Here is a 23,495-nt window from a genome sequence, read left to right on the forward strand (position 1 = left end):
TGAACACATGGCAATTGACCGGATCGAGGTGAAAGGCGCAAGGGCGCACAATTTAAAAAACATTGATGTAACGATTCCCCGGGATCAGCTCGTCGTCGTGACGGGGCTGTCCGGATCGGGAAAATCATCCCTTGCCTTTGACACCATTTACGCGGAAGGACAGAGGCGGTATGTTGAATCGCTTTCTGCCTATGCGCGCCAATTTTTAGGGCAGATGGATAAGCCGGACGTTGATGCGATCGAAGGGCTTTCTCCGGCGATCAGCATTGATCAGAAAACGACAAGCCGCAATCCGCGGTCAACCGTCGGAACGGTAACAGAGATTTATGATTATCTCCGGCTGCTGTACGCGAGGGTCGGGAAGCCGCACTGCCCGGAGCACGGCATTGAAATTACGTCGCAAACGATCGAACAGATGGTTGACCGGATTCTTGAATATCCGGAGCGGACGAAGCTTCAAGTGCTTGCGCCGATCATCTCAGGCAGAAAAGGCGCCCATGTCAAAGTGCTTGACCAAATCAGAAAGCAAGGTTACGTAAGGGTGCGGATTGACGGAGAAATGGCCGAGCTTTCCGAGGATATTGAACTTGAAAAAAACAAAAAGCATTCCATTGAAGTAGTCATTGACCGGATCGTTGTCAAGGAAGGGGTTGCCGCCCGGCTTTCCGACTCGCTGGAAACCGCGCTCCGCTTAGGGGAAGGCCGTGTCATGATAGATGTCATCGGTCAGGAGGAGCTGATGTTCAGCGAGCATCACGCCTGTCCGCTGTGCGGTTTTTCTATCGGAGAGCTTGAACCCCGGCTGTTTTCGTTTAACAGCCCGTTCGGCGCCTGTCCGACTTGCGACGGTCTCGGCTTGAAGCTGGAAGTGGACCCTGAGCTCGTCATCCCCAATCCCGAGCTGTCATTAAAGGAACACGCCATCGCGCCGTGGACGCCGATCAGTTCACAATATTATCCGCAGCTGCTTCAGGCGGTCTGCCGCCATTACGGCATTGATATGGAGACTCCGGTCAAAGACCTGCCGAAGCATCAGCTTGATAAAGTGCTGTACGGCAGCGGCAATGAACGGATTTACTTTAAATACGAGAATGATTTCGGACAAGTGCGCGAAAATGAAATTGAATTTGAAGGTGTGCTGCGCAATATTGAGAGACGGTATAAAGAGACAAGCTCCGATTATATCCGTGAACAGATGGAGCAGTACATGTCACAGAAATCGTGCCCGACGTGCAAAGGCTACCGGCTGAAGAAAGAAGCGCTTGCCGTTTTGGTCAACGGGCGTCATATCGGAACCATTACCGAACTTTCTGTCGGCGACGCGCTTGAATTTTTCAAAAACCTGACGCTGTCGGAGAAAGATATGCAGATTGCCGATTTAATTTTAAGAGAGATTGTGGAGCGGCTCAGCTTCTTAGATAAAGTCGGTCTTGATTATCTGACGCTGAGCCGGGCGGCGGGAACGCTGTCAGGCGGAGAAGCCCAGCGTATCAGGCTTGCGACGCAGATCGGCTCCCGTTTGTCTGGCGTCCTGTATATTCTTGATGAGCCGTCCATCGGCCTTCACCAGCGTGACAATGACCGTCTGATCAGCGCGCTGAAAAACATGAGGGATCTCGGCAACACACTGATTGTCGTTGAGCATGATGAGGATACGATGATGGCTGCCGATTATTTGATAGATATCGGTCCGGGCGCAGGCATTCACGGCGGCCGCGTCATATCGGCGGGGACGCCTGAAGAAGTGATGAATGATGCGGACTCTCTGACCGGACGCTATTTGTCAGGGGCTCAATTCATCCCGATGCCTCCGGAGAGAAGAAAGCCTGACGGTCGGTTCATTGAAATCAAAGGCGCTTCAGAAAACAACCTGAAAAAAGCGAACGCCAAATTCCCGCTCGGCACTTTTACGGCGGTGACAGGTGTGTCCGGTTCCGGAAAAAGCACGCTTGTGAATGAAATTCTGCATAAGGCGCTTGCGCAAAAGCTTCATAAAGCCAAAGCGAAACCGGGAAGCCATAAAGAAATCAAAGGCCTTGACCACCTTGATAAGGTGATCGACATCGACCAGGCGCCGATCGGCCGGACACCGAGATCAAACCCGGCAACTTATACGGGCGTGTTTGATGATATCCGCGATGTATTCGCACAGACAAATGAAGCAAAGGTGCGAGGCTATAAAAAAGGCCGGTTCAGTTTTAATGTAAAAGGCGGGCGCTGTGAGGCCTGCCGCGGCGACGGCATCATCAAAATTGAGATGCATTTCCTTCCTGACGTGTACGTCCCGTGTGAAGTGTGCCACGGCAAACGTTACAACCGGGAGACGCTGGAGGTCACATACAAAGGAAAAAGCATTTCTGACGTTCTGGATATGACGGTGGAAGATGCTCTGTCTTTCTTTGAAAATATCCCGAAAATCAAACGCAAGCTTCAAACGCTTGCCGATGTCGGACTCGGGTATGTGACGCTCGGCCAGCCGGCGACGACGCTGTCAGGCGGAGAAGCGCAGCGCGTTAAGCTTGCTTCCGAACTGCATAAGCGTTCCACAGGCCGGACGCTGTATATTCTGGACGAACCGACGACAGGACTCCACGTTGATGATATCGCAAGGCTTTTGGTTGTGCTTCAAAGACTCGTCGATAACGGTGATACCGTTTTGGTCATTGAACACAATCTCGATATCATTAAAACGGCGGACTACATCGTCGATCTGGGACCTGAAGGCGGAGCGGGCGGCGGCACGATCGTAGCCTCCGGGACGCCTGAAGAAGTTGTCGAAGTGAAAGAATCATATACGGGCCGCTATCTGAAACCGGTAATGGAACGTGATAAAAAACGGATGAAAACATTGCTGGCTGAAAAAGAAACGGCAGCCACATAATAGATCAATAAAAACAGCCCAAAACTCACCGGTTTTGGGCTGTTGTGTTACAGGCTTTTTTCTGTTGGGGAAGCTGTTTGCTTAAATGCATTAAGTCCTGCAGAATATGGGTGCTGCTGCTGTCCAGCAGCACTTTTATATATTGGATATCATGGGAAATGGGAAGAGGGGCTGCTTTGATCTGTTCCAATTCAGCCAGCATTTCGCTGTTCATTCTTTTCTGTTCGCGAATTAAATTTCGCAGACTCTCTTCCGTTACTTGGGCGTTTTCGGGATCTTTCTCCATTTGTATGTCCTCCTTGCATACGGTCAGGCTTTGTTACATATTGTAATCGGTTCGGGGAAAAGATTCTATAGTGAAATCTCTGAAATCAAAAATTACGTATAACGAAGCATGTCCTTAGCATGAAAATGAAACCCGCCCATTCGTCATACGTATGTATAAGGAAGGGTTTTTACATCAAGGCACAGGGAGTGTTTTTATTGAACCGAAATCAAGCGATTATCGCATCAATCTGTTATTTCAGCGTGTTTCTCGCGCCGCTCATTCTTCCGATTGTGGCTTACTTTGTCGTCGATGAAAAAGAGACGAAGCGGCATGCCATGCGAGCTCTGATTTCCCATATCATTCCGTTTGCGGGATTGCTGATTGTGACCGCGGGTGTTGTCGGCGGATTGATTACGGCTCAGGGGGAGAGTATGGTGCCCGTTTTTGTTATGATAACAGGAGCAGCTGTTTATTTTCTGATCCTCATCGGAATGGTCATTTGGAATATTGTGCAGGGAATTAAGGTGTTACGCCAGGTGTAAGAAAAGTCGGGGGAGGCGTTTTGTATGAAACAGGAGAAAGAACGGATTTTAAAGCTTGTGGAAGACGGCATGCTGACGGCGCAGGAAGCACTGACGCTCATTGAAAAACTGGATCATGAATATAAAGAAAAAGAAGAGCAGATCACCGCATTATCTGCGGAGGTCCAGGAACCTGCGGAAGATTTCGAAAGCGGGGCAAAAGGAAGCCAAAAGCCGTCGCTCGGGGCGAAGCTGTTCGACTGGATTGATTCTGCCGTCAAAAAAGTGAAGGAAGCGGATCTTGATCTGAATTTCGGCCACGCACACGAAGTGCAGCATATTTTTCAATTTAAAGACAGTGAATTCTCGGCCATTGATATGCAGATCGCAAACGGCAGCGTCAATATCGTGCCGTGGGCGGATGAAGATATCAGAGCGGAGTGCCAGGCGAAAGTGTACCGGGCGGACAGTCAGGAGGCGGCGCGCACCGCATTTCTTCAGCACATTGAGTGTGAAGTGAAGGGCAATAAGTTTTTTGTCCGCACGGAAAAGAAAACGATGAAAACCAATGTCACGCTTTATGTTCCCCAGAAAGAGTACGATAAGATAAGAGTGAAGCTGTTTAACGGACCGATCAGAGGGGAACATTTACATGTAAAAGAATTCTCGGCGAAAACGACAAACGGCGTTCTGTCATTCTCTCATTTGACGGCTGATAAAGCGTCGGCGGAAACGGCTAACGGACAAATCAAGCTGGCCGGACATCAATGCGGCGCGATTGAAGCGGAAACGATCAACGGCTTGATTGATTTGCGCGGATCGAGTGAATCCATTGACGTTCAAAGCTTTAACGGCAATATCATGCTTACCGTGACAGCGCCGCACTGCCGCTCCATCTACACGAAAACGACGACGGGAAACGTGGATATCGCTCTGCCTGATGATTCGGCGGTGAAAGCGGAGCTGAAAAGCAATCTCGGCTCTCTCAGCCATGAGCTGATTGATGCGGAAATTTTAAAGGAAAAGAATGATACCATTCAAAAAGAACTGATGCTGGCATCAAATCAAGGCCATGATCAGCATCTCTCGATTTTCTCAGAATCGTTAACAGGAGCCATTAAGCTCAAGCATACTCAGAGGTGATTGGATGAAAAGACTTTACCGTTCAGAAAAAAACCGTAAAATCGCCGGCGTCGTCGGCGGTTTGGCGGAGTACGTCAATATGGATGCGTCGCTTTTGCGCATTATCACCGTTGTATTAGCGCTTGTCACGAGCGGAATCGTGCCGATTGTATATATTATCTGGTGTTTTGTTGTACCTTTAGAAGGAGATTTGAAATAAATGATCAAATGGGCAGTCAGCATTTTAGTAAATGCTTTATTATTAATCGTTATCGCGGGATATTTTGATTCCGTCCATATCAGCAGTATCGGAGCGGCTGTCATCGCCAGTGTGATTCTTTCTGTGTTAAATGTGCTGATCAAGCCGATCATCGTCATATTGACATTGCCCGTCACGGTTGTGACCCTCGGCCTCTTTCTGTTTGTCATCAACGCCATTACGTTAATGATGACCGCAGCCTTGATGGGAGACAGCTTTCAGATTGATGGGTTCGGCACCGCCATTTGGGCATCCGTCGTGCTGTCCGTTTTCCACTTGCTGATCCAAAAAGGCATATTGGAGCCGCTTAGAAAAAGGTAAAAAACGAGCTGTCCCGAGAGGGCAGCTTTTTTATGTGTGATTTACATAAGCGGCAGCCTCCTGACGCAACATAATGTATAGGGAGGTAATGAGATGAAACTTGTGATGACGCTCTTTTTTCTGATTGGTTTGCTTTGTGTGAGTCCTTCTGCGGATGCGGCGCGCAAAGAATCGGCAATCCCCGTGAATCAGCAGGAATTCGGACAGCCGCCTCATTACATACCGCTTCTGGAGAATCCTCCCCAAATCGAAGTAAAGGCGGAAATGAAAAGAAACCTGTTCATACAGGCTCATGTACGGAATGCTGACTATCAAGCGTTTTCGGCGTTTCTTTTTTATAAACAAAGCAATGAGCTGGGGTTTAAAATGGTGCCGATGGAGCCCACGCCAGGCGCAATCCGGCTGTTTACGGCCCAGGTTTCAAAACGGGATATCTGGAATGGAGAATTGGAATATTACCTCGTTTTCACCAACGGCAGACAGCGGGCGGAATCGGAGAAAAAGCGGCTGAAGCTGGACGGCTATCAAGCCGATTTGAATCATATTCCCGAGCTGATGATTACGGAGCTTGCGGTTGATACGAAAAATGAAGACGGCGCTGATGCCTATGAATTTATCGAGGTGTATAACACGACGGACAGACCCATTCATTTTAAAGACTATCACATCCGCTACCGCTATCCGAAGGAAGGGCCGGAATCAGATATGATATGGAGGCCGAAAGAAGATACCGTCATTCCGTCAGGCGGGACTTACGTGTTTTGGCTGAGACGCGCCGCATCAGAACTGACGATAGATGATTTCAACCGCTATTACGGGACACGCCTGAAGGAGGGAGAACATCTCGCCGTCATCGAAGGGACGGACGGAATGTCCAACGGCCGCCCGCGTACGGTGGTGCTGTCGGCAAATACCGGCAAGGGTATCGCCTCAGCGCAATACCGGAAACACGCTTTTCGCCGGCTGACTTCTTTGCTGTACAAATATCCGCTGAACGGAACGGGAGAATTGCTGAAGATCTCCACGAGCGAGCATAAGCCGTCACCGGGCTCTGTTTTTCAGGCGCAGATCCCGCAGCAGAAAAGGGTGATCAAACCTGACAAGGAAAAACCGGTCATCGAAGACCTTACAGACAGAAAGCCCGTCCGGCCCGCTGAAAGCATTGAATTAAAGGCTGACATAAAAGACAAAAACCTTGTCAAAACAGCCGCGTTTTATTACCGGACCAATGAGAAAAAACCATTCAAACGAATTCTGGCCGAAAAAGACCGCAACGACAGCTTATACCATCACATTCTTTATTCCCCGGAACTGCTCGGCCAGGATCAGCTTGAGTATTATATCGCAGCCAGTGATGGAGAAAATGAAGCAAAAACGCCCGTCAAGATGATTGACATTGAACAGACGAGCAAATCACACGGACTCAGAATGAATGTTGAACCCGAAGATACGATATCCGGCACCTATCTGCTCAAAGCGACTTCCGACGTCAGCGCCGATAAGATCAAGCTGTGGATTGACGGCAAGCGGCAGGAGACCCGGCCGGCGCTGGAAAAAGAGGTCTATTTCGCCTTCGATGCCCGGAAAACGAATCTTTATTTTCAAAACACCGTCATAATGGAAAATGAGGTGCTGCACATTTTTGACGATCCGTCTCACCGCTACAGAACGCACTCGGTTCTCCTTCCGGAACGTCTGCTGCAAAAAGGGGGCAAAACGCAGAAAGTATCCATCCGTTCGGGCTCAAAGGTTTCTCCGTATGACACGGGAGAGAATCGGGATGATTTTGTCGTGAAACATGCCCGTCTGGTGCTTTCGGATGGAACGGTGATCAAAGACGGGAAGACGGATCCGGCTGAGCAGCTGTTTATCGGTGACGGCAGGCGGGCGAATCAGCAGAAGACCTTCTCATTCAGCCTGCCGGATCATTTGTTTACGTCACGGCTGCTGCCGTGGAACACGACGAAGCTTTCTGAAGGCTATCACCATATTTTTGTTAGCGACGGTGAGGAGCAGCTGAGCCAATCTGTGCGGGTGGACAATACAGGGCCGAAGATTGTCCCGGGTATCAAAGAAGGCGCGGCGCTGAAAGGTAATGTTGAGCTGAATGCGGACATTCGTGACAAATGGAGCAAAGTGGAAGAGGTCAAAGCGTTTTTGGACGGAGAAAGCATTACGCTCCCGCATCACACGTCATCAGCCGATCTCAAGCCCGGAAAACATACCCTTACCATTATTGCGGCAGACCTTGCCGGAAATGAAACAAGGTCCGTCCGCACCTTCCATATCAAACGGGAGGAGCCGAACCAGCCGGAGCTTGCCGATCAAAAAATCGGCGCCCACAAAGCAAAGCTGTCCGTCCGGGTAAAAGACCCGACGAAGGATGACATGAATGTATCATTTTATCGCGGCTTCCGTTATACCGCGCGGAATCCGGGCAGCGTGAAAGTGTATAAACACGCCTCATTAACGGAACCGCCGAGGGGCATAAAAGAAAATGAAATGCCGTTTACCCTGCCGGAAATGAACCGCATCTCGGCAAATGACGGAAAAACCGTTTCGGCGGAAAGTATGGAGCGTTTTCCTTATCACCGGTTCGAAGTCTCCGTTGACCCGTCTATCGACGAAACGGATCTGGCCGAGGCGGTCTGGAAAGGAAGCTCTCTGCCCGGCCGAAAGGTAACCATGTATATTTGGAATTACCGGACAAGCCGCTGGCAGGAGGCGGACAGCGTTCTTGCCAAAGATAAAAAGCCGTTTACATTAAAAGCCGCCGTTTCCGCAGCGGATGTGGTGAAGAACTCAAAAATGAATGTCATTGTACAGGATCAAATACCGGCTAAAGGCAATTACACGTTTGTCTGGATGTCGGATACACAGTATTACGCACAGGGGCACCCGCACATTTTTGACAAAATGACGGAGTGGATCAAAGAAAATAAGGAAAAGCACAATATTAAATATGTCTTTCATACCGGTGATATTGTCGATGATTCAATGGTGATGAAACAGTGGAAAAACGCCGATCACTCCATGCGGACGCTTGACAAGGCGGGGATTCCGTACGGAGTGCTTGCAGGCAATCATGACGTCGGTCATAAAGACGGCACATACCGAACCTTCGGGGATTTCTTCGGGAGCCGCCGGTTTGAACAGAACATGCATTACGGCGGATCATACAAAAATAACCGCGGGCATTATGATCTGCTGTCGGCAAGCGGGAACGATTTTATTATGATTTATATGGGCTGGGGCATTGCGGAACAAGAGATTGACTGGATCAATCAAGTGCTGAAGCGGTATCCGGACCGAACCGCCATCTTATGCTTTCATGAGTACTTGCTTGTGAGCGGAAATCGAAGCCCGATCGGGGAGACGATCTATCGAAAAGTCGTCAAGCCGAATCGCAATGTGGCGATGGTATTAAGCGGCCATTACCATAACGCCATGAAAAAAACCGATGCGCTTGACGATGACGGAGACGGAAAACCGGACCGCCTCGTCCACCAAATTCTGACCGACTACCAGGACGGTCCGGAAGGGGGGCAGGGCTTTATGCGCATGATGCAATTCGATCAGGCCGCCAATCAGGTTCACATGTTCTCCTACTCGCCGTACACGGATGACATCAATTACTATGACACCGATCTGTTCGCTGATAAAGACGAATTCTCAGCAGAAATGGATTTACAGCCGAAGAGGAAAAGGGTAGCGACCGATTATTTTGAATGCAACGTCTATACGAACGAACTGCTCGGTCATAAAAAACACGTAAAAAGCGGAAAAACCGCAAATTGGGTCTGGGACGGCCTGCAGCCTGATTCCGTTTATTACTGGTACACCGTCGTGAAGGACCCGTACAACGGCAAAACAATATCACCGCTGTGGATGTTCAAAACGGGAAATACGCCGTATCGCCCGGCTCCGGATCAGTTTGATTTCAGGCATGCCTCAAACCCATAACGAAAACATACAGCCTGCTGATCGTCAGAAGAAAATCTGACGGTCAGCAGGTTTTTTTCTGTAACATGCATGGCGGTACTAAGTGCTTTTGACTTTTTTATGTCCCTTTTCTATACTAAAATCGATTGGTTTTCGTAATATGCAGGAGGAAACATAATGAACAGTAAAACCGGGACAAAAGAAAGAATTATTCAAACCTCTGCATATCTTTTTCAGATTCAGGGATATCATGCGACTGGTTTGAATCAAATTATAAAAGAGAGCGGAGCACCCAGAGGGTCTGTGTATCATCACTTTCCAAACGGAAAAGCAGAACTCGCCATTGCGGCGATCAAATATACGGGAAGATGCGTTGAAAAGCAAATACAGAATAGTATGTCTCAATTCGCGGACCCTATAGAAGCGATTCAGCACTTTATTCATGTAACGGCTGAACAGTTTAATGACCCGCAGAATATTGAGGGCGTGCCGGTTGGATTGCTGGCGGGTGAGACCGCTCTGATCAATGAAACGTTAAGATGCACATGTGTTGAGGTGTTCAAGAAGTGGACGGATGTGTTTGCGGCAAAATTTCTTGAGCATGGGTTTGAACAAGAGGAAGCGGAGAAGCTCGGGGTGACAATCAACTCGATGATTGAAGGCGCAATCATGTTTTCGCTGGCTCATAAAAACAAAGAACCGCTGCTGCTGATTTCAAAGCAGGTTCCGTATATTGTCCAAAACAGAGGGTAGCATTTTATTACTCTTTCCTTTATAAAAATAGATACCAGAACCCCAGCCTCTCCGTTTTGACAGAGTCATAGAGAATATTCCCCGGCTTGATTTGAAAATGGCAGATCAAAAAAACATCTCCAACCCGTAACGGTTGGAGATGTTTCATTTCACCCTGTCCATATAGTGCACGAATGTGTAGCGGTCGCCTCTGTAGGCGGATTTGACGTGCTCAAAGGCAGTGCCGTCCTGCAGATAAGTGGTCCGCTTGATATAGAGGACGGGGGCGCCGGGCTGGATACCGAGCAGCTCAGCTTCTTCCTCGGAAGCGGCTCCCGGTTCAAGCTCTTGTTTTGCCCGTGAGATCGGCATCTGATTGTACGCTTCAATATGCTCATACATGGATGATTGAAAATGGGAGGCGTCCAGTTTTCCCGCCTTGTCAAACGGGATGTACGAGGCCTCGATCGCCATCGGGATATCATTTGCCAGCCGGACGCGGATGATTTTATGAAGCGTTGCCGGATAGCCGCATCCCAGGATAGAAGATAATTCTTCCGTCGCCTGAATCAGCTGGTATTCGGCAAGTCTGCTCCCCGGCTTCATGCCCCGGCTTCTCATATCTTCCGTAAAGCTTGTCAGCCCTTGAAGCGGCTGTTCCATCTTCAGTTTGCTGACGAACGTTCCCCGGCCTTTCTGCCTGTATAAAAATCCTTCATTCACCAGATTGGAAAGCGCCTGGCGGACCGTCATTCGGCTGATGCCGAATTGTTCGGCGTATTCCCGCTCCGACGGAAGCAGCGCATCCGCTTTCAGCTCGCCGTTTTTGATTTGTGTTTTTAATTGTTCCATAATCTGAAAGTAAATCGGAATCGGAGATTGTTTATCAATCTGCATAGGTCAAATCCTTTCAATCGCCGCCCGCAGCCTTTTCATCAATCAAGACCGTCACATCCGGATGCGCGTGCAGGGCGGAGGCGGGGAATGCTTCGCTGATGCGCCCGTCCAGAAGCTGCTTCACCGCTTGGGCCTTGCTTTTTCCGGATGCCATGATCAAAATCCGTTTGCCGGACAAAATCGTCCCGATCCCCATTGTCAGGGCTTTTACAGGGACTTGATCAATTGACGGAAAGTACCGCGCATTCGCCTGTCTTGTCTCTTCATTCAGCTCAACGACATGGGTTCGGGATTCAAATGGCGTCCCGGGTTCATTAAAGCCGATATGGCCGTTGTGTCCGATGCCTAAAAGCTGTATATCCGCTCCGCCGAGTGTTTGAATCAATCGGTCATATCGTCCGCATTCGGCATCAAGATCGTCTGCCCGTCCGTCAGGGAGAAAGTGGCGGTCCTTTCGGCTGTCGATATGTGCAAAAAAATGTGTATTCATATAATAATGATAGCTGTTTTTGTCCTCGGGAGAAAGCCCGGCGTATTCATCAAGGTTGATCGTCGTGACATTCCGGAATGACAAGTCTTCTGAGCGGTGCATCCGCACAAGTTCTTTGTATACGCCTTCAGGAGTGCCTCCCGTCGCAAGGCCGAGAACGGCATCCGGCTTTTGTTTCACTGTTTCAGCGATAATCGATGCGGCTTTTTCACTTAATTCTTCATAATGTCTGCATGTGATAACGTTCATGTCCAATCAGCCTCCCTTGAGATATATGCGGTGTTTCCGCGGCAAATCGTGGCCAGCACGCCGCACTGTCCGTCCGTCAGAACAACGTCGGCGTCTTTTCCTTCGGCGATGCTTCCTTTACGGTCGAATATGCCGAGGCGGCGGGCCGCATTTGCCGATGTCATATTTGCTATATCCAGCCATGAGCAGTTTGTAAACCTGCGCATGAGCGCCGCGCCTTCATTCATTTTTAAAATGGAACCGGCCAGCGTCCCGTCAGAGAGAAGCGCCGTGTCCCCGCGAACGGTGACTTTTTGTCCGCCGAATTCGTATTCTCCGTCCTTAAGCCCTTTTGCCCGCATGGAGTCTGTAATCATGATCAGGTTTTTGCTTCCTTTCGCCAAATAGGCAAGCTTAACGGCCAAAGGATGGGAATGAATGCCGTCAGTGATCAGCTCCGCCGTGATGCGGCCGCAGGCGAGAGCCGTACCGATGCCCCCCGGCTCACGATGATGAAAGGAGCTCATGGCGTTGAAGAGGTGCGTCATATGCACCGCCCCGGCATCCGCCGCTTTTTGTAAAAGCTCGGCTCCCGCGTCTGTGTGTCCCATTGACGGGATGATGTTTTGGTCTTTTAAATAACGGATCAGGCTGAAATCAGGATCTTCTTCCGGCGCAAGCGTCACGATTTTGATCAGCCCTCCCGAGAGCCGCTCCCATTTCTGAAAGAGCCCGGCATCAGCAGGAGTAATCCATTGTTTCGGCTGTGCTCCCGCCTTTCTCGGAGAGACAAACGGTCCTTCTAAATGAATGCCGATCAACTCAGCGCCTTTTTGGGCCTGCGGTGAGGAAGACGCCCATTTTTTGGCGTTGACGAGCGCTTTTTCAATGTTTTCGTGCTGCTGTGTGATCGTTGTCGCTAAAAAAGAGGTTGTTCCTTCTTCGGGCAGCCGGGCGGACATTGTATCAAGAGCTGCAACATCAGCATCCATCGTATCCGCGCCGTATCCGCCGTGAATATGAATATCAATCATTCCGGGAAGCGCATACGAGCCCGCGGGCGCCTTCCATTCCTTCTCATACGTTTCTTGCGGTCTTGTTTTCCCCGCGTAAGAAATGATGCCGTCCTTTATACCGAGAAAACCGTTTCGGATGATTTCTTCTTCTGTTACGATGTCCGCACCGCTGATTAACAAGCTTTCAGCCACTTTAAAACACGCCTTTCTTGTTAGTTGTTAGTTTTATTTTACTCTTTTTCAGACTAGTTATCTAGACCAGTTATGCCGGAATTGTATAAATCTGTTTTGGTTCAGACGGTAAAGTGATAAAATATAACTGTTCAAAGCTCGGAACATCCCAGAACAGGAGGAACATATCTTGGCAAAGGTTCGGACCAAAGACGTAATGGAGCAGTTCCATTTAGAATTGATCAGCGGAGAAGAAGGGATTAACCGCCCGATTACGATGAGTGATTTATCACGGCCCGGTATTGAAATCGCCGGCTATTTTACATATTACCCGAGAGAACGGGTGCAGCTTTTAGGAAAAACGGAGCTGTCATTTTTCGATCAGCTTCCTGAGGAGGATAAAAAACAGCGGATGGAATCGCTGTGCACCGATGTGACGCCGGCTATCATACTTTCCAGAGATATGCCGATCCCGCCGGAGCTTGTAGAAGCATCCGAGAAAAACGGCGTGCCTGTGCTCAGATCCCCTCTGAAAACAACCAGACTGTCAAGCCGGCTGACGAATTTTCTTGAGAGCCGTCTCGCGCCGACAACCGCCATTCACGGCGTGCTTGTGGATATATACGGCGTCGGTGTGCTCATAACGGGAAAAAGCGGCGTCGGTAAAAGTGAAACGGCGCTGGAGCTTGTCAAACGCGGCCATCGTCTTGTCGCGGATGACTGCGTCGAAATCCGGCAGGAGGATCAGGATACGCTCGTCGGGAATGCGCCTGATCTGATTGAGCATCTGCTTGAAATCAGGGGTCTCGGCATTATAAATGTCATGACGCTGTTCGGAGCGGGCGCCGTCAGAAGCAATAAAAGAATTACAATCGTCATGGACCTTGAGCTTTGGGAGCAAGGGAAGCAATACGACCGTCTCGGACTTGAAGAAGAAAAAATGAAAATCATTGATACGGAAATTACAAAACTGACCATTCCAGTCCGCCCTGGGCGAAATCTCGCCGTTATTATCGAAGTTGCGGCGATGAACTTCAGATTGAAGCGGATGGGCTTAAATGCTGCCGAGCAATTTACGAATAAGCTGGCGGATGTCATTGAAGACGGCGAACAAGACGAATAGGAGTTGGCAATAATATGAACGAAGCAGGAACACCAATCAATCCGATTGCCTTGCAGCTCGGGCCTTTATCCGTGCACTGGTACGGGATCATTATCGGCGCGGGTGCGTTATTAGGGCTTTGGATGGCCATGAGGGAGAGTGAAAAGCGGGGGCTGAAAAAGGACATTTTTATTGATCTTGTTCTTTTCGCCATCCCGATCGCAATCATATGCGCACGGGCATACTATGTGCTTTTCGAGTGGAGCTATTACTCGGAACACCCCGGGGAAATCATTAAAACCTGGAAAGGCGGCATCGCGATTCACGGCGGATTGATCGGCGCGATCGCGACGGGAATCGTCTTTTCAAAAGTAAGAGGCATCTCATTCTGGAAGCTGGCGGATATTGCCGCGCCGAGTATTCTGCTCGGCCAGGCCATCGGGCGCTGGGGAAACTTTATCAACCAGGAGGCTCACGGTGAAGCGGTCAGCCGGTCATTTTTGGAAAGTCTGCATCTTCCGGATTTCATCATTAATCAGATGTACATAGACGGACAATATTATCACCCGACGTTTTTGTATGAATCGCTGTGGAGTTTTGCGGGCGTCGTGATTCTGCTTCTGCTCCGCCGCGTGAACCTGCGCAGGGGCAATCTGTTTTTGACGTATGTGATCTGGTATTCGATCGGCAGATACTTTATTGAGGGAATGCGGACGGACAGCCTGATGCTTACGAGCCAGCTTCGGATCGCGCAGGTCATTTCCATTGTGCTGATTGTACTTGCGATTATTTTAATGATTTTCAGACGCATGAAGGGGTATGCCGATAAGCGGTATGCTGATACGGACTGACGCCTGAAATCGGAAAGGACATAAGATGACTGATAAACGTGTAACCGCCATTTTATTTGATCTCGACGGCACGCTGATTGACACGAATGAACTGATTATCGCTTCTTACCTTCATACGCTTGATCATTATTGCCCGGGGCAGTTTAAAAGGGAAGATGTGCTTCCATTTATCGGCCCGCCTCTGTATGAAACGTTTTCAGGCATTAATGCTGAAAAGTGCGATGAGATGATCTGCATGTACAGAGCATTCAACCATGAAAAGCACGATGAACTCGTCACGGAGTACGAAACGGTTTATGAAACGCTGGATGAATTGAAAAAAGCGGGCTATCAGCTTGGTATTGTCACCACAAAGCTGAGGGATACAGTCAATATGGGATTGAAGCTGACAGGCATCGGGGCGTTTTTCGATACTGTCGTCACGCTTGATGATGTTAAGCACCCGAAGCCTGACCCCGAACCTGTGCGGCTTGCTCTCAGCCGGCTTGGGTGCGATCCGTCGGAAGCCATAATGGTCGGTGACAATTATCACGATGTCATGGCGGGAAAAAACGCCGGCACGAAAACAGCCGGCGTCGCGTGGACGATTAAAGGCGCACAGACGCTTTCCGCCTATGAACCCGATTATATGCTCGAGAAAATGAGTGATTTATTGCACATCACCGGAGTGAAGTAATCCGTGAGAAAAACAGACCGCCATCCGGTTTCAGGTGCAAATTCATTGTGGCATGTTTATCAGACGGTTCCCTTTCTGAAGGTGATGAAAAATTTCATCATCATTCAGATCGCAAGGTATACGCCGTTTTTAAGCGTGAAAAACTGGCTGTACCGAACCTTTTTGAAAATGAATGTCGGAAAACAGACGTCATTCGCGCTGATGGTGATGCCGGATATCATGTTTCCCGAAAAAATCACTGTCGGAAAAAACAGCATCATCGGCTACAATACGACGATTTTGGCTCATGAATATTTAATACATGAGTACCGGACCGGTTTTGTCACAATCGGTGACGAGGTGATGATCGGGGCAAACACAACGATTCTGCCCGGCGTCACCATCGGGAGCGGAGCCGTTGTATCAGCCGGCACACTGGTGCACAAAGATGTCCCGGCCGGGGCGTTTGTCGGAGGAAATCCGATGCAGGTGATCTATACGGACGAAGAAATGAAAAAACGAATGGAAAACCCCGCTGATTAACGTCAGCGGGGTTTTTTTATGACTTGATCACAATGGCCTGGCTGCCCATCTGCTTCCAGGCTTTTTCGAATTCAGTCCGGTCTGTTTTTCTGTTTTTATAGCCGTAAGGATCATTGACGTATACATAATCGTGATCATAACCGGTGACGGCTACGCTATGCATGCTGAACGTAATGTCGATCTTTCCGTTCGGCGTATTCCAAGTCTGCATATTATCAACCGGCTTAAAGGATGTGGTGGTAATCACCCAGACCGGCCGCCCTTTTTCAAGCTGGCGGTACACTGAAGAAATGTCTTTTCCTGTCAGGTCATATACTTTGTTTCCCGCATATTCTTTGGCAAGTTTATCAATCGGCTCATGATAAACGCCTAAACCCGGGCCGTTTTCCATATCTCCGGCAAATCCTTCATTCGGATCTCCCTTCAGCCCGCTGCTGTATGTGAGCGGAACTTTATTGATTTTATCCGCCAATGTATTTTTTGATACATGATATCCGGCATTGTTCAAAATCATAGCAAGGCTTGTCACCTCACAGCCATTGTACAGTCTGGGAGAATCCATCTGTCTGTACAGAACGACATTCAGCGGTGACGCGCTCCCTTTTAACGGTGTTTTCTCATCAGGCTCGTCGGACTGCTGATTAAAAAAATTCAAATGAATATCGTTTGTATAGATGTTATACCCGAGATAGACAAGGATGGCTGTCAGAATCACCACACATAATGTTCCAAGCGTCTTCATTATTACTCTCCCTTGTTTCTGATGAAGCTATTCTATGTATTATAGCACTTCTGCTCAATATGATTCGATCGTTCCGATATGTTTACAGGTTTGTTCATTCTTTAGCCATGTTTATGGAAAAGAATAGGCGGACATTGGGCGTTGCAATTCATTCTTTTATCTGCTAACATATTATCATATTAGCGAACTAAAGGATTCGGAATTTTCCTTCAGACAAAGCGGAGGTGTAAAAGGCAAATGTTTATGTTTGAGAAACCGCATGGCATGAGAGATACGCTGCCCGGTTTATACGAAGCCAAGAAAAAAGTCCGTTCCACACTGACGGATTTAATTGATAAATGGGGTTATCAGTTTATGGAGACGCCGACCCTTGAATTTTATGAAACAGTAGGCGTCCAGTCAGCCATTGAAGAACAGCAGCTGTTTAAGCTTCTCGATCAGGACGGGAAAACGCTTGTGCTTCGGCCTGATATGACCGGACCGATTGCCAGGGTGGCGGCGTCTAAGCTGCACAAACACAATCATCCGCTCAGAGCGGGGTACGCGGCAAGCGTCTATCGCGCTCAAGAGCGGGAAGGCGGACGTCCGGCCGAATTCGAACAGGTCGGCGCGGAGCTGATCGGCGACGGATCAACAAGCGCGGACGCCGAGGTGATTGCGCTGGCGGCCGGCGCTTTGAAAAACGCGGGATTGCACCGGTTTAAAATCGCGATCGGCCATGCCGGACTCGCTGATGAGCTGTTTGTCGAGGTTCTGGGCAATGCTGAGCGGGCGGATGTTCTGCGGCGCTTTCTCTTTGAAAAGAATTACGTGGGATACAGGGAACATGTCAAATCGCTTCCGCTCTCTTCAATAGACAAAAGCCGGCTGCTCGCACTTCTGGAATTGCGAGGCGGGAAAGAGATCTGCGCCAAGGCGGAGGAGATCATCGGCATCTCCGGACAAAGCTTGATTCAGGAGCTGGAAGACCTGTGGGACATTCTTGAGGATTACGGATGTGCCGAGCATATTCGCCTTGATCTGAATATGGTAAGCCATATGAGTTATTACACGGGAATTTTATTCGAAGTGTATGCGGCAAATGTCGGTTTTGTCATCGGAAGCGGCGGACGCTATAACAATCTTCTCGGCCATTTCGGCAGTCCCGCTCCCGCCACGGGTTTCGGGCTCCGTATCGACAGGCTGATTGAAGCGCTCGGCATCCAGGAAGAAACTAGTGAAGCGGACGCCGTGATTTTCAGCAAGGAGCAGCGGGCGCAGGCCATTTTATTCGCGGAGGAAGAAAGGGCGAGAGGCAGAAAAGTCGTCCTGCAGGATCTGGCGGGCATTGAAAATATCGATCATATGACAAAATCATTTGCAAACGTCACATACTTTATCGGTGCCAGAAAGGAAGAGCAGAATGGGTAAGGTACTCACAATGGCAATGCCAAAAGGACGGATATTCGAAGAAGCGGCCGGGTTGCTGCGGCAGGCCGGGTACAGGCTGCCCGAGGAGTTTGAAGAATCGAGAAAGCTGATCATTGACGTTCCTGAAGAAAATCTCCGCTTTATTCTGGCAAAGCCGATGGATGTGACGACTTATGTCGAGCATGGCGTCGCTGATGCCGGTATTGCCGGAAAGGATGTCATGCTTGAGGAAGAGCGTGACGTGTATGAGGTGCTCGATCTGAAAATCAGCAAATGCCATCTCGCCGTTGCGGGGCTTCCCGGAGCGGATTGGAACGGAGTCGCCCCGAGGATTGCGACGAAATATCCGAATGTTGCGTCAAGTTATTTCAGAGAGCAGGGCGAGCAGGTGGAAATCATTAAGCTGAACGGTTCGATTGAATTGGCGCCTTTAATCGGGCTTGCTGACAGAATCGTAGATATCGTATCAACCGGGCGGACATTAAAAGAAAACGGTCTCGTTGAATCAGAACATATTTGTGACATCACATCGCGTTTTATCGTCAATCCGGTCAGCTACCGCATGAAGGATGATGTAATCGACGAAATGGCGGCCAGGCTGGCCAGGGTTGTGGAAGGAGAAACGGCACAATGAAAATAACCGCAGTAAATAGAAGCGAGCGGTTTTCACTGAAGCGTTCCATCGACAGCGGAACCGAAGAGCAGCGGAAAACCGTCAGGGGGATTATTGAAGACGTCAGACAAAACGGTGACAAAGCCGTTTTGGCCTATACAAAAACATTTGACGGCATCAGCCTGAACCAAATGGCCGTGAGTGCAGAGGAAGTCACCGAGGCGTACCGTCTGCTTGATGATCAGCTGCTGGAAGTGATCAGACAGGCGATTGCCAATATTAAAGAATATCACGAACGCCAGCTGCAATCTTCTTGGTTTTACCATCGCAAAGATGGCTCGATGCTCGGGCAGAAAATAACGGCGCTCGATTCCGCGGGCGTATACGTGCCGGGCGGGACGGCCGCTTATCCGTCTTCCGTTTTAATGAATGTCATCCCCGCTCTCGCTGCGGGAGTGGAACGGATCGTACTCGTCAGTCCTCCGGGAAAAGACGGCCGTCTTTCGCCGGGCGTTCTGGCGGCGGCGTCTGAGCTCGGCATAAAGGAAATTTACAAAGCGGGAGGCGCGCAGGCGATTGCCGCGCTCGCTTACGGAACCGAAACGATACAGCCTGTTGATAAGATCACGGGCCCCGGCAATATATTTGTAGCACTCGCGAAGCGCGAAGTCTTCGGCGTTGTGGATATTGACATGATTGCCGGGCCCAGTGAAATCGTGGTCCTGGCAGACGATACGGCGGTGCCCAAAGAAGTAGCCGCTGACCTGCTTTCACAGGCAGAACACGATACGCTCAGCTCAAGCGTGCTTGTCACCGACTCACGGAAGCTTGCCGAAGCCGTATCAGATGAGGTGAATAAACAGCTTCAGACGCTGCCGCGCAAAGAAATCGCCGAAGCGTCGATCAGGGATCACGGCCGCATTTATATTACGGAATCGATGGAAGAGGCAGTGGACACGGTGAATGCGCTGGCACCCGAGCATTTAGAAATCATGACGCATTCGCCGGAGGCTTTGCTTGGAAGCATCAGACACGCGGGGGCGATTTTCTTAGGGCGATACAGCGCTGAACCGGTCGGCGATTATTTTGCCGGACCGAATCACGTTTTGCCGACAAACGGAACGGCGCGGTTTTCAAGCCCGTTGAATGTAACAGATTTTCAAAAGAAATCGAGCATCATCTCATACAGCCGGAAGGCATTTGAAACGCACGCGGACAGCATTTCCGCCTTCGCGAGACTGGAAGGGCTTGAAGCGCACGCAAGATCGATTGAAGCGAGAAAACGGAGGAATGACCGATGAGAAAAGCGGAACGCGCCAGAACAACAAATGAGACCGATATTAAGCTGGCTTTCGAAATAGACGGAGAAGGAAAAGCCGACATCAGCACGGATGTGCCGTTTATGACTCATATGCTTGATTTGTTCACAAAGCACGGGCAATTCAATTTAACTGTTGACGCAAAAGGCGATACGGAGATAGATGATCACCATACGACTGAAGATATCGGCATCTGCTTAGGGCAGGCTTTTTTAGAGGCGCTCGGTGATAAAAAAGGCATCAAACGGTACGGATCAGCGCTGGTACCGATGGACGAAGCGCTCGCCCAAGTCGCCGTAGACCTGAGCAACCGGCCGCACCTTGAGATGCGCGCTGCATTTCCGCAAGCGAAAGTCGGAACGTTTGATACCGAGCTGGTACATGAATTCTTATGGAAACTGGCGCTGGAAGCGAGAATGAATCTGCACGTCATCGTTCATTACGGCACGAATACGCATCATATGATAGAAGCCGTGTTTAAGGCGCTTGGCAGAGCGCTGGACGAAGCGTCATCCATTGATCCGCGCGTCAAGGGTGTGCCGTCTACGAAAGGAATGCTGTAAATGATCGGTGTAATTGATTACGGTATGGGCAATTTATTCAGCGTGTCGAAGGCGCTGGAACGCGTCGGTGTCCCGTATGTCGTATCAGACCGGCCGGAAGAGCTTGAAAAAGCGGATGCTTTTATTCTCCCCGGTGTCGGATCATTCAGTGACGCCATGGACAATTTACGCCGCGCGAAGCTTGATCAATTCATACACCGTATGGTTGACGAGGGTAAGCTGCTCCTCGGCATCTGCCTCGGCATGCAGCTCATTTTCGAAGAAAGCACCGAAAACGGCTCTGCAAAAGGACTCGGTTTATTAGCCGGAAAAGCTGTGAGACTCAAAGACAGAGATGCCGAAGGAAACAAGCTGAAGGTGCCGCATATGGGCTGGAACCGGCTGACGTTTCACCAAACGTCTCCTTTGCTTTCGGAAGCGGAAGAAGGCTTCGTTTACTTTGTCCATTCCTATTATATAGACGGGATGGAAGACGGCGATCTTCTGGCAAGCGCTGAGTACGGCGTTCGTGTTCCGGCCGTCGTCGGGAAACGCAATGTCTTCGGTGCACAGTTTCACCCGGAAAAAAGCGGTACGGCCGGAATGGCGATCTTAACGCAATTTACAAAAATGGCAGCGGAACAGAAGGTGAAGAAATGAACGCTTTTACATTATATCCGGCAATCGATATGAGAAACGGCAAATGCGTCCGCCTCATCCAAGGCGATTACGGCAAGGAAACGATATACGGTGACTCTCCTTTAGACATGGCAGCGCAATTTGCACAAGAAGGTGCCGAATGGATTCATCTCGTGGACCTTGACGGCGCGAAAGCAGGCAGGAAAGTAAACGACAGGCATGTTCTTGACATTGCGCGGCAGCTTGATGCCAAAGTCGAGATCGGCGGCGGGATCCGTTCTGAAGCGGATGTATACGGTTATTTATCACAAGGTGTTGATCGCGTTATTCTCGGCAGCTCGGCCGTTTCCGATCCGGCATTTGTGAAGAGCATGCTGAAACAATACGGCGGCAAAATCGCGATCGGTCTTGATGCAAGGAACGGATATGTCTCGACGGAAGGCTGGCTGGAAACATCCTCGGTAAGAGCGGCCGATCTGGGCCGTGAATTGGCGGCCGAAGGAGCGGAAACCTTCATTTTCACGGATATTGCAACTGACGGCATGCTGTCAGGACCGAACATCGAAAGCACCGTTCAGCTCGCAAAAGCAACGGGAAAAACCGTCATCGCTTCAGGCGGAGTCAGCTCAGTCGCCGACCTCAAAGCACTGGCCCGCTTCAAAGACGCCGGCGTATCGGGAGCGATTATCGGAAAAGCGCTGTATACAAAACAATTTACATTGGCTGAAGCGCTCAGCGGGGTGAAGGACGCATGATCACGAAACGAATCATTCCGTGTCTCGATGTGAAAGAAGGCCGCGTCGTCAAAGGCATTCAATTTCTCGGGCTGAAAGATGCGGGCGATCCTGTCGAGCTGGCCGAAGCCTACGACAGGGAGGGTGCTGACGAACTTGTTTTTCTCGACATTTCCGCCTCTCACGAAGGCCGCAAGACGATGACAGACGTCGTAGAACAGGTTGCGGCAAAACTGGCGATTCCGTTTACGGTCGGCGGCGGAATCAATCAATTAAGCGATATGAAACGAATGCTTCGCGCCGGCGCTGATAAAGTATCCGTTAATACAGCGGCCGTCCTCCGCCCCGAGCTGATTACGGAAGGAGCGGATTTTTTCGGCTCGCAATGCATCGTCGCGGCGATTGACGCAAAGTATGATGAAGATTCGGATTGCTATAAAGTGTACACACACGGCGGCAGAAAGAAAACCGAGTGGGAAGTCACGGCCTGGGCAAAAGAAGCCGTCAGCCGGGGAGCGGGTGAAATCCTGCTGACAAGCATGGACGCAGACGGTGAGAAAACAGGCTTTAATCATACGCTCACACAGCTTGTCACACGTGCCGTCCCGGTGCCTGTCATTGCGTCAGGGGGAGCCGGCAGCGCGCGCCATATGCTTGAAGCCTTCACGATCGGTGAAGCGGACGCCGCGCTTGCAGCTTCCATTTTCCATTACAAAGAGACATCTATAAAAGAAGTGAAAGATTATATGAAGAAACACGGGGTGAATGTGAGATGAAACGGGCAGATGAACTGCGGTTTGACGAGGCCGGACTGATTCCCGCCATCGTGCAGGATGCGGCAAGCAAAGAAGTACTGACACTGGCTTATATGAATCGTGAATCCTACGAAAAAACGATAGAAACGAAAGAAACCTGGTTTTACAGCCGTTCACGCGGGGAGCTGTGGCATAAAGGAGCGACGTCGGGGAATACCCAAAAGGTGAAAGCCATCCGCTATGATTGCGATCAAGATGCCCTCATCGTGCTTGCGGAGCCCTCAGGACCCGCATGCCATAAGGGAAGTTACAGCTGCTTTTCTCCGGAAAAAGCGGATGCGCAGGATCGTTTCGGCATCTTAAATGAACTGGAAAGCGTAATCGCCAAACGGCAGGCGGAGATGCCTGACGGAGCCTACACAACGTATCTGTTTCGGGAAGGCGTCGATAAAATCCTCAAAAAAGTCGGCGAAGAAGCCGCAGAGGTTATTATCGCCGCGAAAAACCGGGACCATGAAGAATTAAAATGGGAAGCGGCGGATTTGCTGTATCATTTGCTCGTTCTTCTGCGTGAGCAGTCGCTTCCTTTGGACGATGTGCTTGACGTTCTTGCAAAACGCCATTCAGCATCTGAGTAAAACAAACCTCACGGAGAGATCCGTGAGGTTTTTAATCTGTCAAACTTAAACATTCAATTAAATATTCCTTATTTCCGCAACCGGAGGCAGATGAATTTGATAAT

Annotated in this window: 24 protein-coding genes; 19 read left to right on the top strand and 5 right to left on the bottom strand. The window is 49.8% G+C overall.

All coding sequences use genetic code 11. From position 1 onward, the window contains the following. The first annotated feature begins 7 nt into the window (after positions 1–7). Entirely contained in the window at positions 8–2,881 is a 2,874-nt protein-coding gene (gene uvrA, locus ABK447_RS02925) for an excinuclease ABC subunit UvrA (protein ID WP_064115334.1), read from the top strand. A gap of 25 nt (positions 2,882–2,906) precedes the next feature. Here uvrA and ABK447_RS02930 read toward each other — a convergent pair whose 3' ends face one another. Beyond that, positions 2,907–3,167 (bottom strand): hypothetical protein, encoded by a 261-nt coding sequence (locus ABK447_RS02930; RefSeq protein ID WP_012118557.1) that lies wholly within the window; start codon positions 3,165–3,167, stop codon positions 2,907–2,909. Between the two features lie 197 nt (positions 3,168–3,364). Here ABK447_RS02930 and ABK447_RS02935 point away from each other — a divergent pair, with 197 nt between their 5' ends. The 6 genes from ABK447_RS02935 to ABK447_RS02960 all read left to right on the top strand — a co-directional run bounded on the left by ABK447_RS02935 (position 3,365) and on the right by ABK447_RS02960 (position 10,067). Further along, a complete protein-coding gene (locus ABK447_RS02935; protein ID WP_003151444.1) occupies positions 3,365–3,691 on the top strand; it encodes a hypothetical protein in 327 nt (108 codons plus the stop codon). 24 nt (positions 3,692–3,715) lie between these two features. Beyond that, entirely contained in the window at positions 3,716–4,813 is a 1,098-nt protein-coding gene (locus tag ABK447_RS02940) for a DUF4097 domain-containing protein (RefSeq protein WP_007614045.1), read from the top strand. 4 nt (positions 4,814–4,817) lie between these two features. Then, entirely contained in the window at positions 4,818–5,012 is a 195-nt protein-coding gene (locus ABK447_RS02945) for a PspC domain-containing protein (RefSeq protein WP_007407447.1), read from the top strand. Continuing rightward, entirely contained in the window at positions 5,013–5,372 is a 360-nt protein-coding gene (locus ABK447_RS02950) for a phage holin family protein (RefSeq protein WP_007407446.1), read from the top strand. Between the two features lie 93 nt (positions 5,373–5,465). Continuing rightward, positions 5,466–9,335, top strand: a complete 3,870-nt coding sequence (locus ABK447_RS02955) for a metallophosphoesterase (protein ID WP_094031321.1) — start codon at positions 5,466–5,468, stop codon at positions 9,333–9,335. A gap of 156 nt (positions 9,336–9,491) precedes the next feature. Further along, entirely contained in the window at positions 9,492–10,067 is a 576-nt protein-coding gene (locus ABK447_RS02960; RefSeq protein WP_007614041.1) for a TetR/AcrR family transcriptional regulator, read from the top strand. A gap of 144 nt (positions 10,068–10,211) precedes the next feature. Here the strand turns inward: ABK447_RS02960 and ABK447_RS02965 are convergent, their stop codons facing one another. The 3 genes from ABK447_RS02965 to nagA are packed head-to-tail and all read right to left on the bottom strand — an operon-like array spanning position 10,212 to position 12,869. Continuing rightward, complete coding sequence (locus ABK447_RS02965; protein WP_012118554.1) at positions 10,212–10,943, bottom strand: GntR family transcriptional regulator; 732 nt, start codon at positions 10,941–10,943, stop codon at positions 10,212–10,214. Between the two features lie 13 nt (positions 10,944–10,956). Beyond that, positions 10,957–11,682 carry a glucosamine-6-phosphate deaminase gene (gene nagB / locus ABK447_RS02970; protein ID WP_007407442.1) on the bottom strand — a complete coding sequence of 242 codons (726 nt, stop codon included), beginning with the start codon at positions 11,680–11,682 and terminating at the stop codon, positions 10,957–10,959. After that, positions 11,679–12,869: an N-acetylglucosamine-6-phosphate deacetylase gene (gene nagA / locus ABK447_RS02975; RefSeq protein WP_094031320.1), complete on the bottom strand. Its 1,191-nt coding sequence runs from the start codon at positions 12,867–12,869 to the stop codon at positions 11,679–11,681. Before nagA ends, nagB begins: the two co-directional genes overlap by 4 nt. 169 nt (positions 12,870–13,038) lie before the next feature. Between nagA and hprK the strand changes: the two genes are divergently transcribed. The 4 genes from hprK to ABK447_RS02995 are packed head-to-tail and all read left to right on the top strand — an operon-like array spanning position 13,039 to position 15,999. Next, a complete protein-coding gene (gene hprK / locus ABK447_RS02980) occupies positions 13,039–13,971 on the top strand; it encodes an HPr(Ser) kinase/phosphatase (protein WP_013353746.1) in 933 nt (310 codons plus the stop codon). A gap of 14 nt (positions 13,972–13,985) precedes the next feature. Continuing rightward, a complete protein-coding gene (lgt, locus tag ABK447_RS02985; protein ID WP_007407440.1) occupies positions 13,986–14,801 on the top strand; it encodes a prolipoprotein diacylglyceryl transferase in 816 nt (271 codons plus the stop codon). Between the two features lie 25 nt (positions 14,802–14,826). Continuing rightward, positions 14,827–15,477 (top strand): pyrophosphatase PpaX, encoded by a 651-nt coding sequence (gene ppaX / locus ABK447_RS02990; RefSeq protein ID WP_007407439.1) that lies wholly within the window; start codon positions 14,827–14,829, stop codon positions 15,475–15,477. A 3-nt stretch (positions 15,478–15,480) separates the two neighbouring features. Continuing rightward, a complete protein-coding gene (locus tag ABK447_RS02995) occupies positions 15,481–15,999 on the top strand; it encodes a DapH/DapD/GlmU-related protein (protein WP_007407438.1) in 519 nt (172 codons plus the stop codon). Between the two features lie 16 nt (positions 16,000–16,015). Here the strand turns inward: ABK447_RS02995 and ABK447_RS03000 are convergent, their stop codons facing one another. Beyond that, positions 16,016–16,741: a C39 family peptidase gene (locus ABK447_RS03000; RefSeq protein ID WP_039063704.1), complete on the bottom strand. Its 726-nt coding sequence runs from the start codon at positions 16,739–16,741 to the stop codon at positions 16,016–16,018. A gap of 237 nt (positions 16,742–16,978) precedes the next feature. On the opposite strand from ABK447_RS03000, the gene ABK447_RS03005 reads away from it, so the two are divergent. From ABK447_RS03005 to hisIE, 8 genes are read left to right on the top strand one after another with little or no spacing between them, the layout of a single operon-like run. Beyond that, the gene (locus ABK447_RS03005; RefSeq protein WP_007407436.1) at positions 16,979–18,151 is read left to right on the top strand and encodes an ATP phosphoribosyltransferase regulatory subunit; all 1,173 of its coding nucleotides are present in this window, start codon (positions 16,979–16,981) and stop codon (positions 18,149–18,151) included. Next, positions 18,144–18,785 carry an ATP phosphoribosyltransferase gene (hisG, locus tag ABK447_RS03010; protein WP_012118547.1) on the top strand — a complete coding sequence of 214 codons (642 nt, stop codon included), beginning with the start codon at positions 18,144–18,146 and terminating at the stop codon, positions 18,783–18,785. Before ABK447_RS03005 ends, hisG begins: the two co-directional genes overlap by 8 nt. After that, positions 18,782–20,065: a histidinol dehydrogenase gene (hisD, locus tag ABK447_RS03015; protein ID WP_094031319.1), complete on the top strand. Its 1,284-nt coding sequence runs from the start codon at positions 18,782–18,784 to the stop codon at positions 20,063–20,065. Before hisG ends, hisD begins: the two co-directional genes overlap by 4 nt. Continuing rightward, the gene (gene hisB, locus ABK447_RS03020) at positions 20,062–20,646 is read left to right on the top strand and encodes an imidazoleglycerol-phosphate dehydratase HisB (protein WP_007614023.1); all 585 of its coding nucleotides are present in this window, start codon (positions 20,062–20,064) and stop codon (positions 20,644–20,646) included. Before hisD ends, hisB begins: the two co-directional genes overlap by 4 nt. Next, positions 20,647–21,285: an imidazole glycerol phosphate synthase subunit HisH gene (hisH, locus tag ABK447_RS03025; protein WP_038464311.1), complete on the top strand. Its 639-nt coding sequence runs from the start codon at positions 20,647–20,649 to the stop codon at positions 21,283–21,285. Beyond that, complete coding sequence (gene hisA / locus ABK447_RS03030; protein WP_012118544.1) at positions 21,282–22,019, top strand: 1-(5-phosphoribosyl)-5-[(5-phosphoribosylamino)methylideneamino]imidazole-4-carboxamide isomerase; 738 nt, start codon at positions 21,282–21,284, stop codon at positions 22,017–22,019. Before hisH ends, hisA begins: the two co-directional genes overlap by 4 nt. After that, entirely contained in the window at positions 22,016–22,774 is a 759-nt protein-coding gene (gene hisF / locus ABK447_RS03035; protein ID WP_007407430.1) for an imidazole glycerol phosphate synthase subunit HisF, read from the top strand. Before hisA ends, hisF begins: the two co-directional genes overlap by 4 nt. Beyond that, a complete protein-coding gene (gene hisIE / locus ABK447_RS03040; RefSeq protein ID WP_032876234.1) occupies positions 22,771–23,391 on the top strand; it encodes a bifunctional phosphoribosyl-AMP cyclohydrolase/phosphoribosyl-ATP diphosphatase HisIE in 621 nt (206 codons plus the stop codon). The genes hisF and hisIE overlap by 4 nt, the downstream gene beginning before the upstream one ends. Positions 23,392–23,495 lie beyond the last annotated feature (104 nt).

This window comes from Bacillus sp. hwrm1 (assembly GCF_040207805.1).
Lineage (GTDB): Bacteria > Bacillota > Bacilli > Bacillales > Bacillaceae > Bacillus > Bacillus velezensis.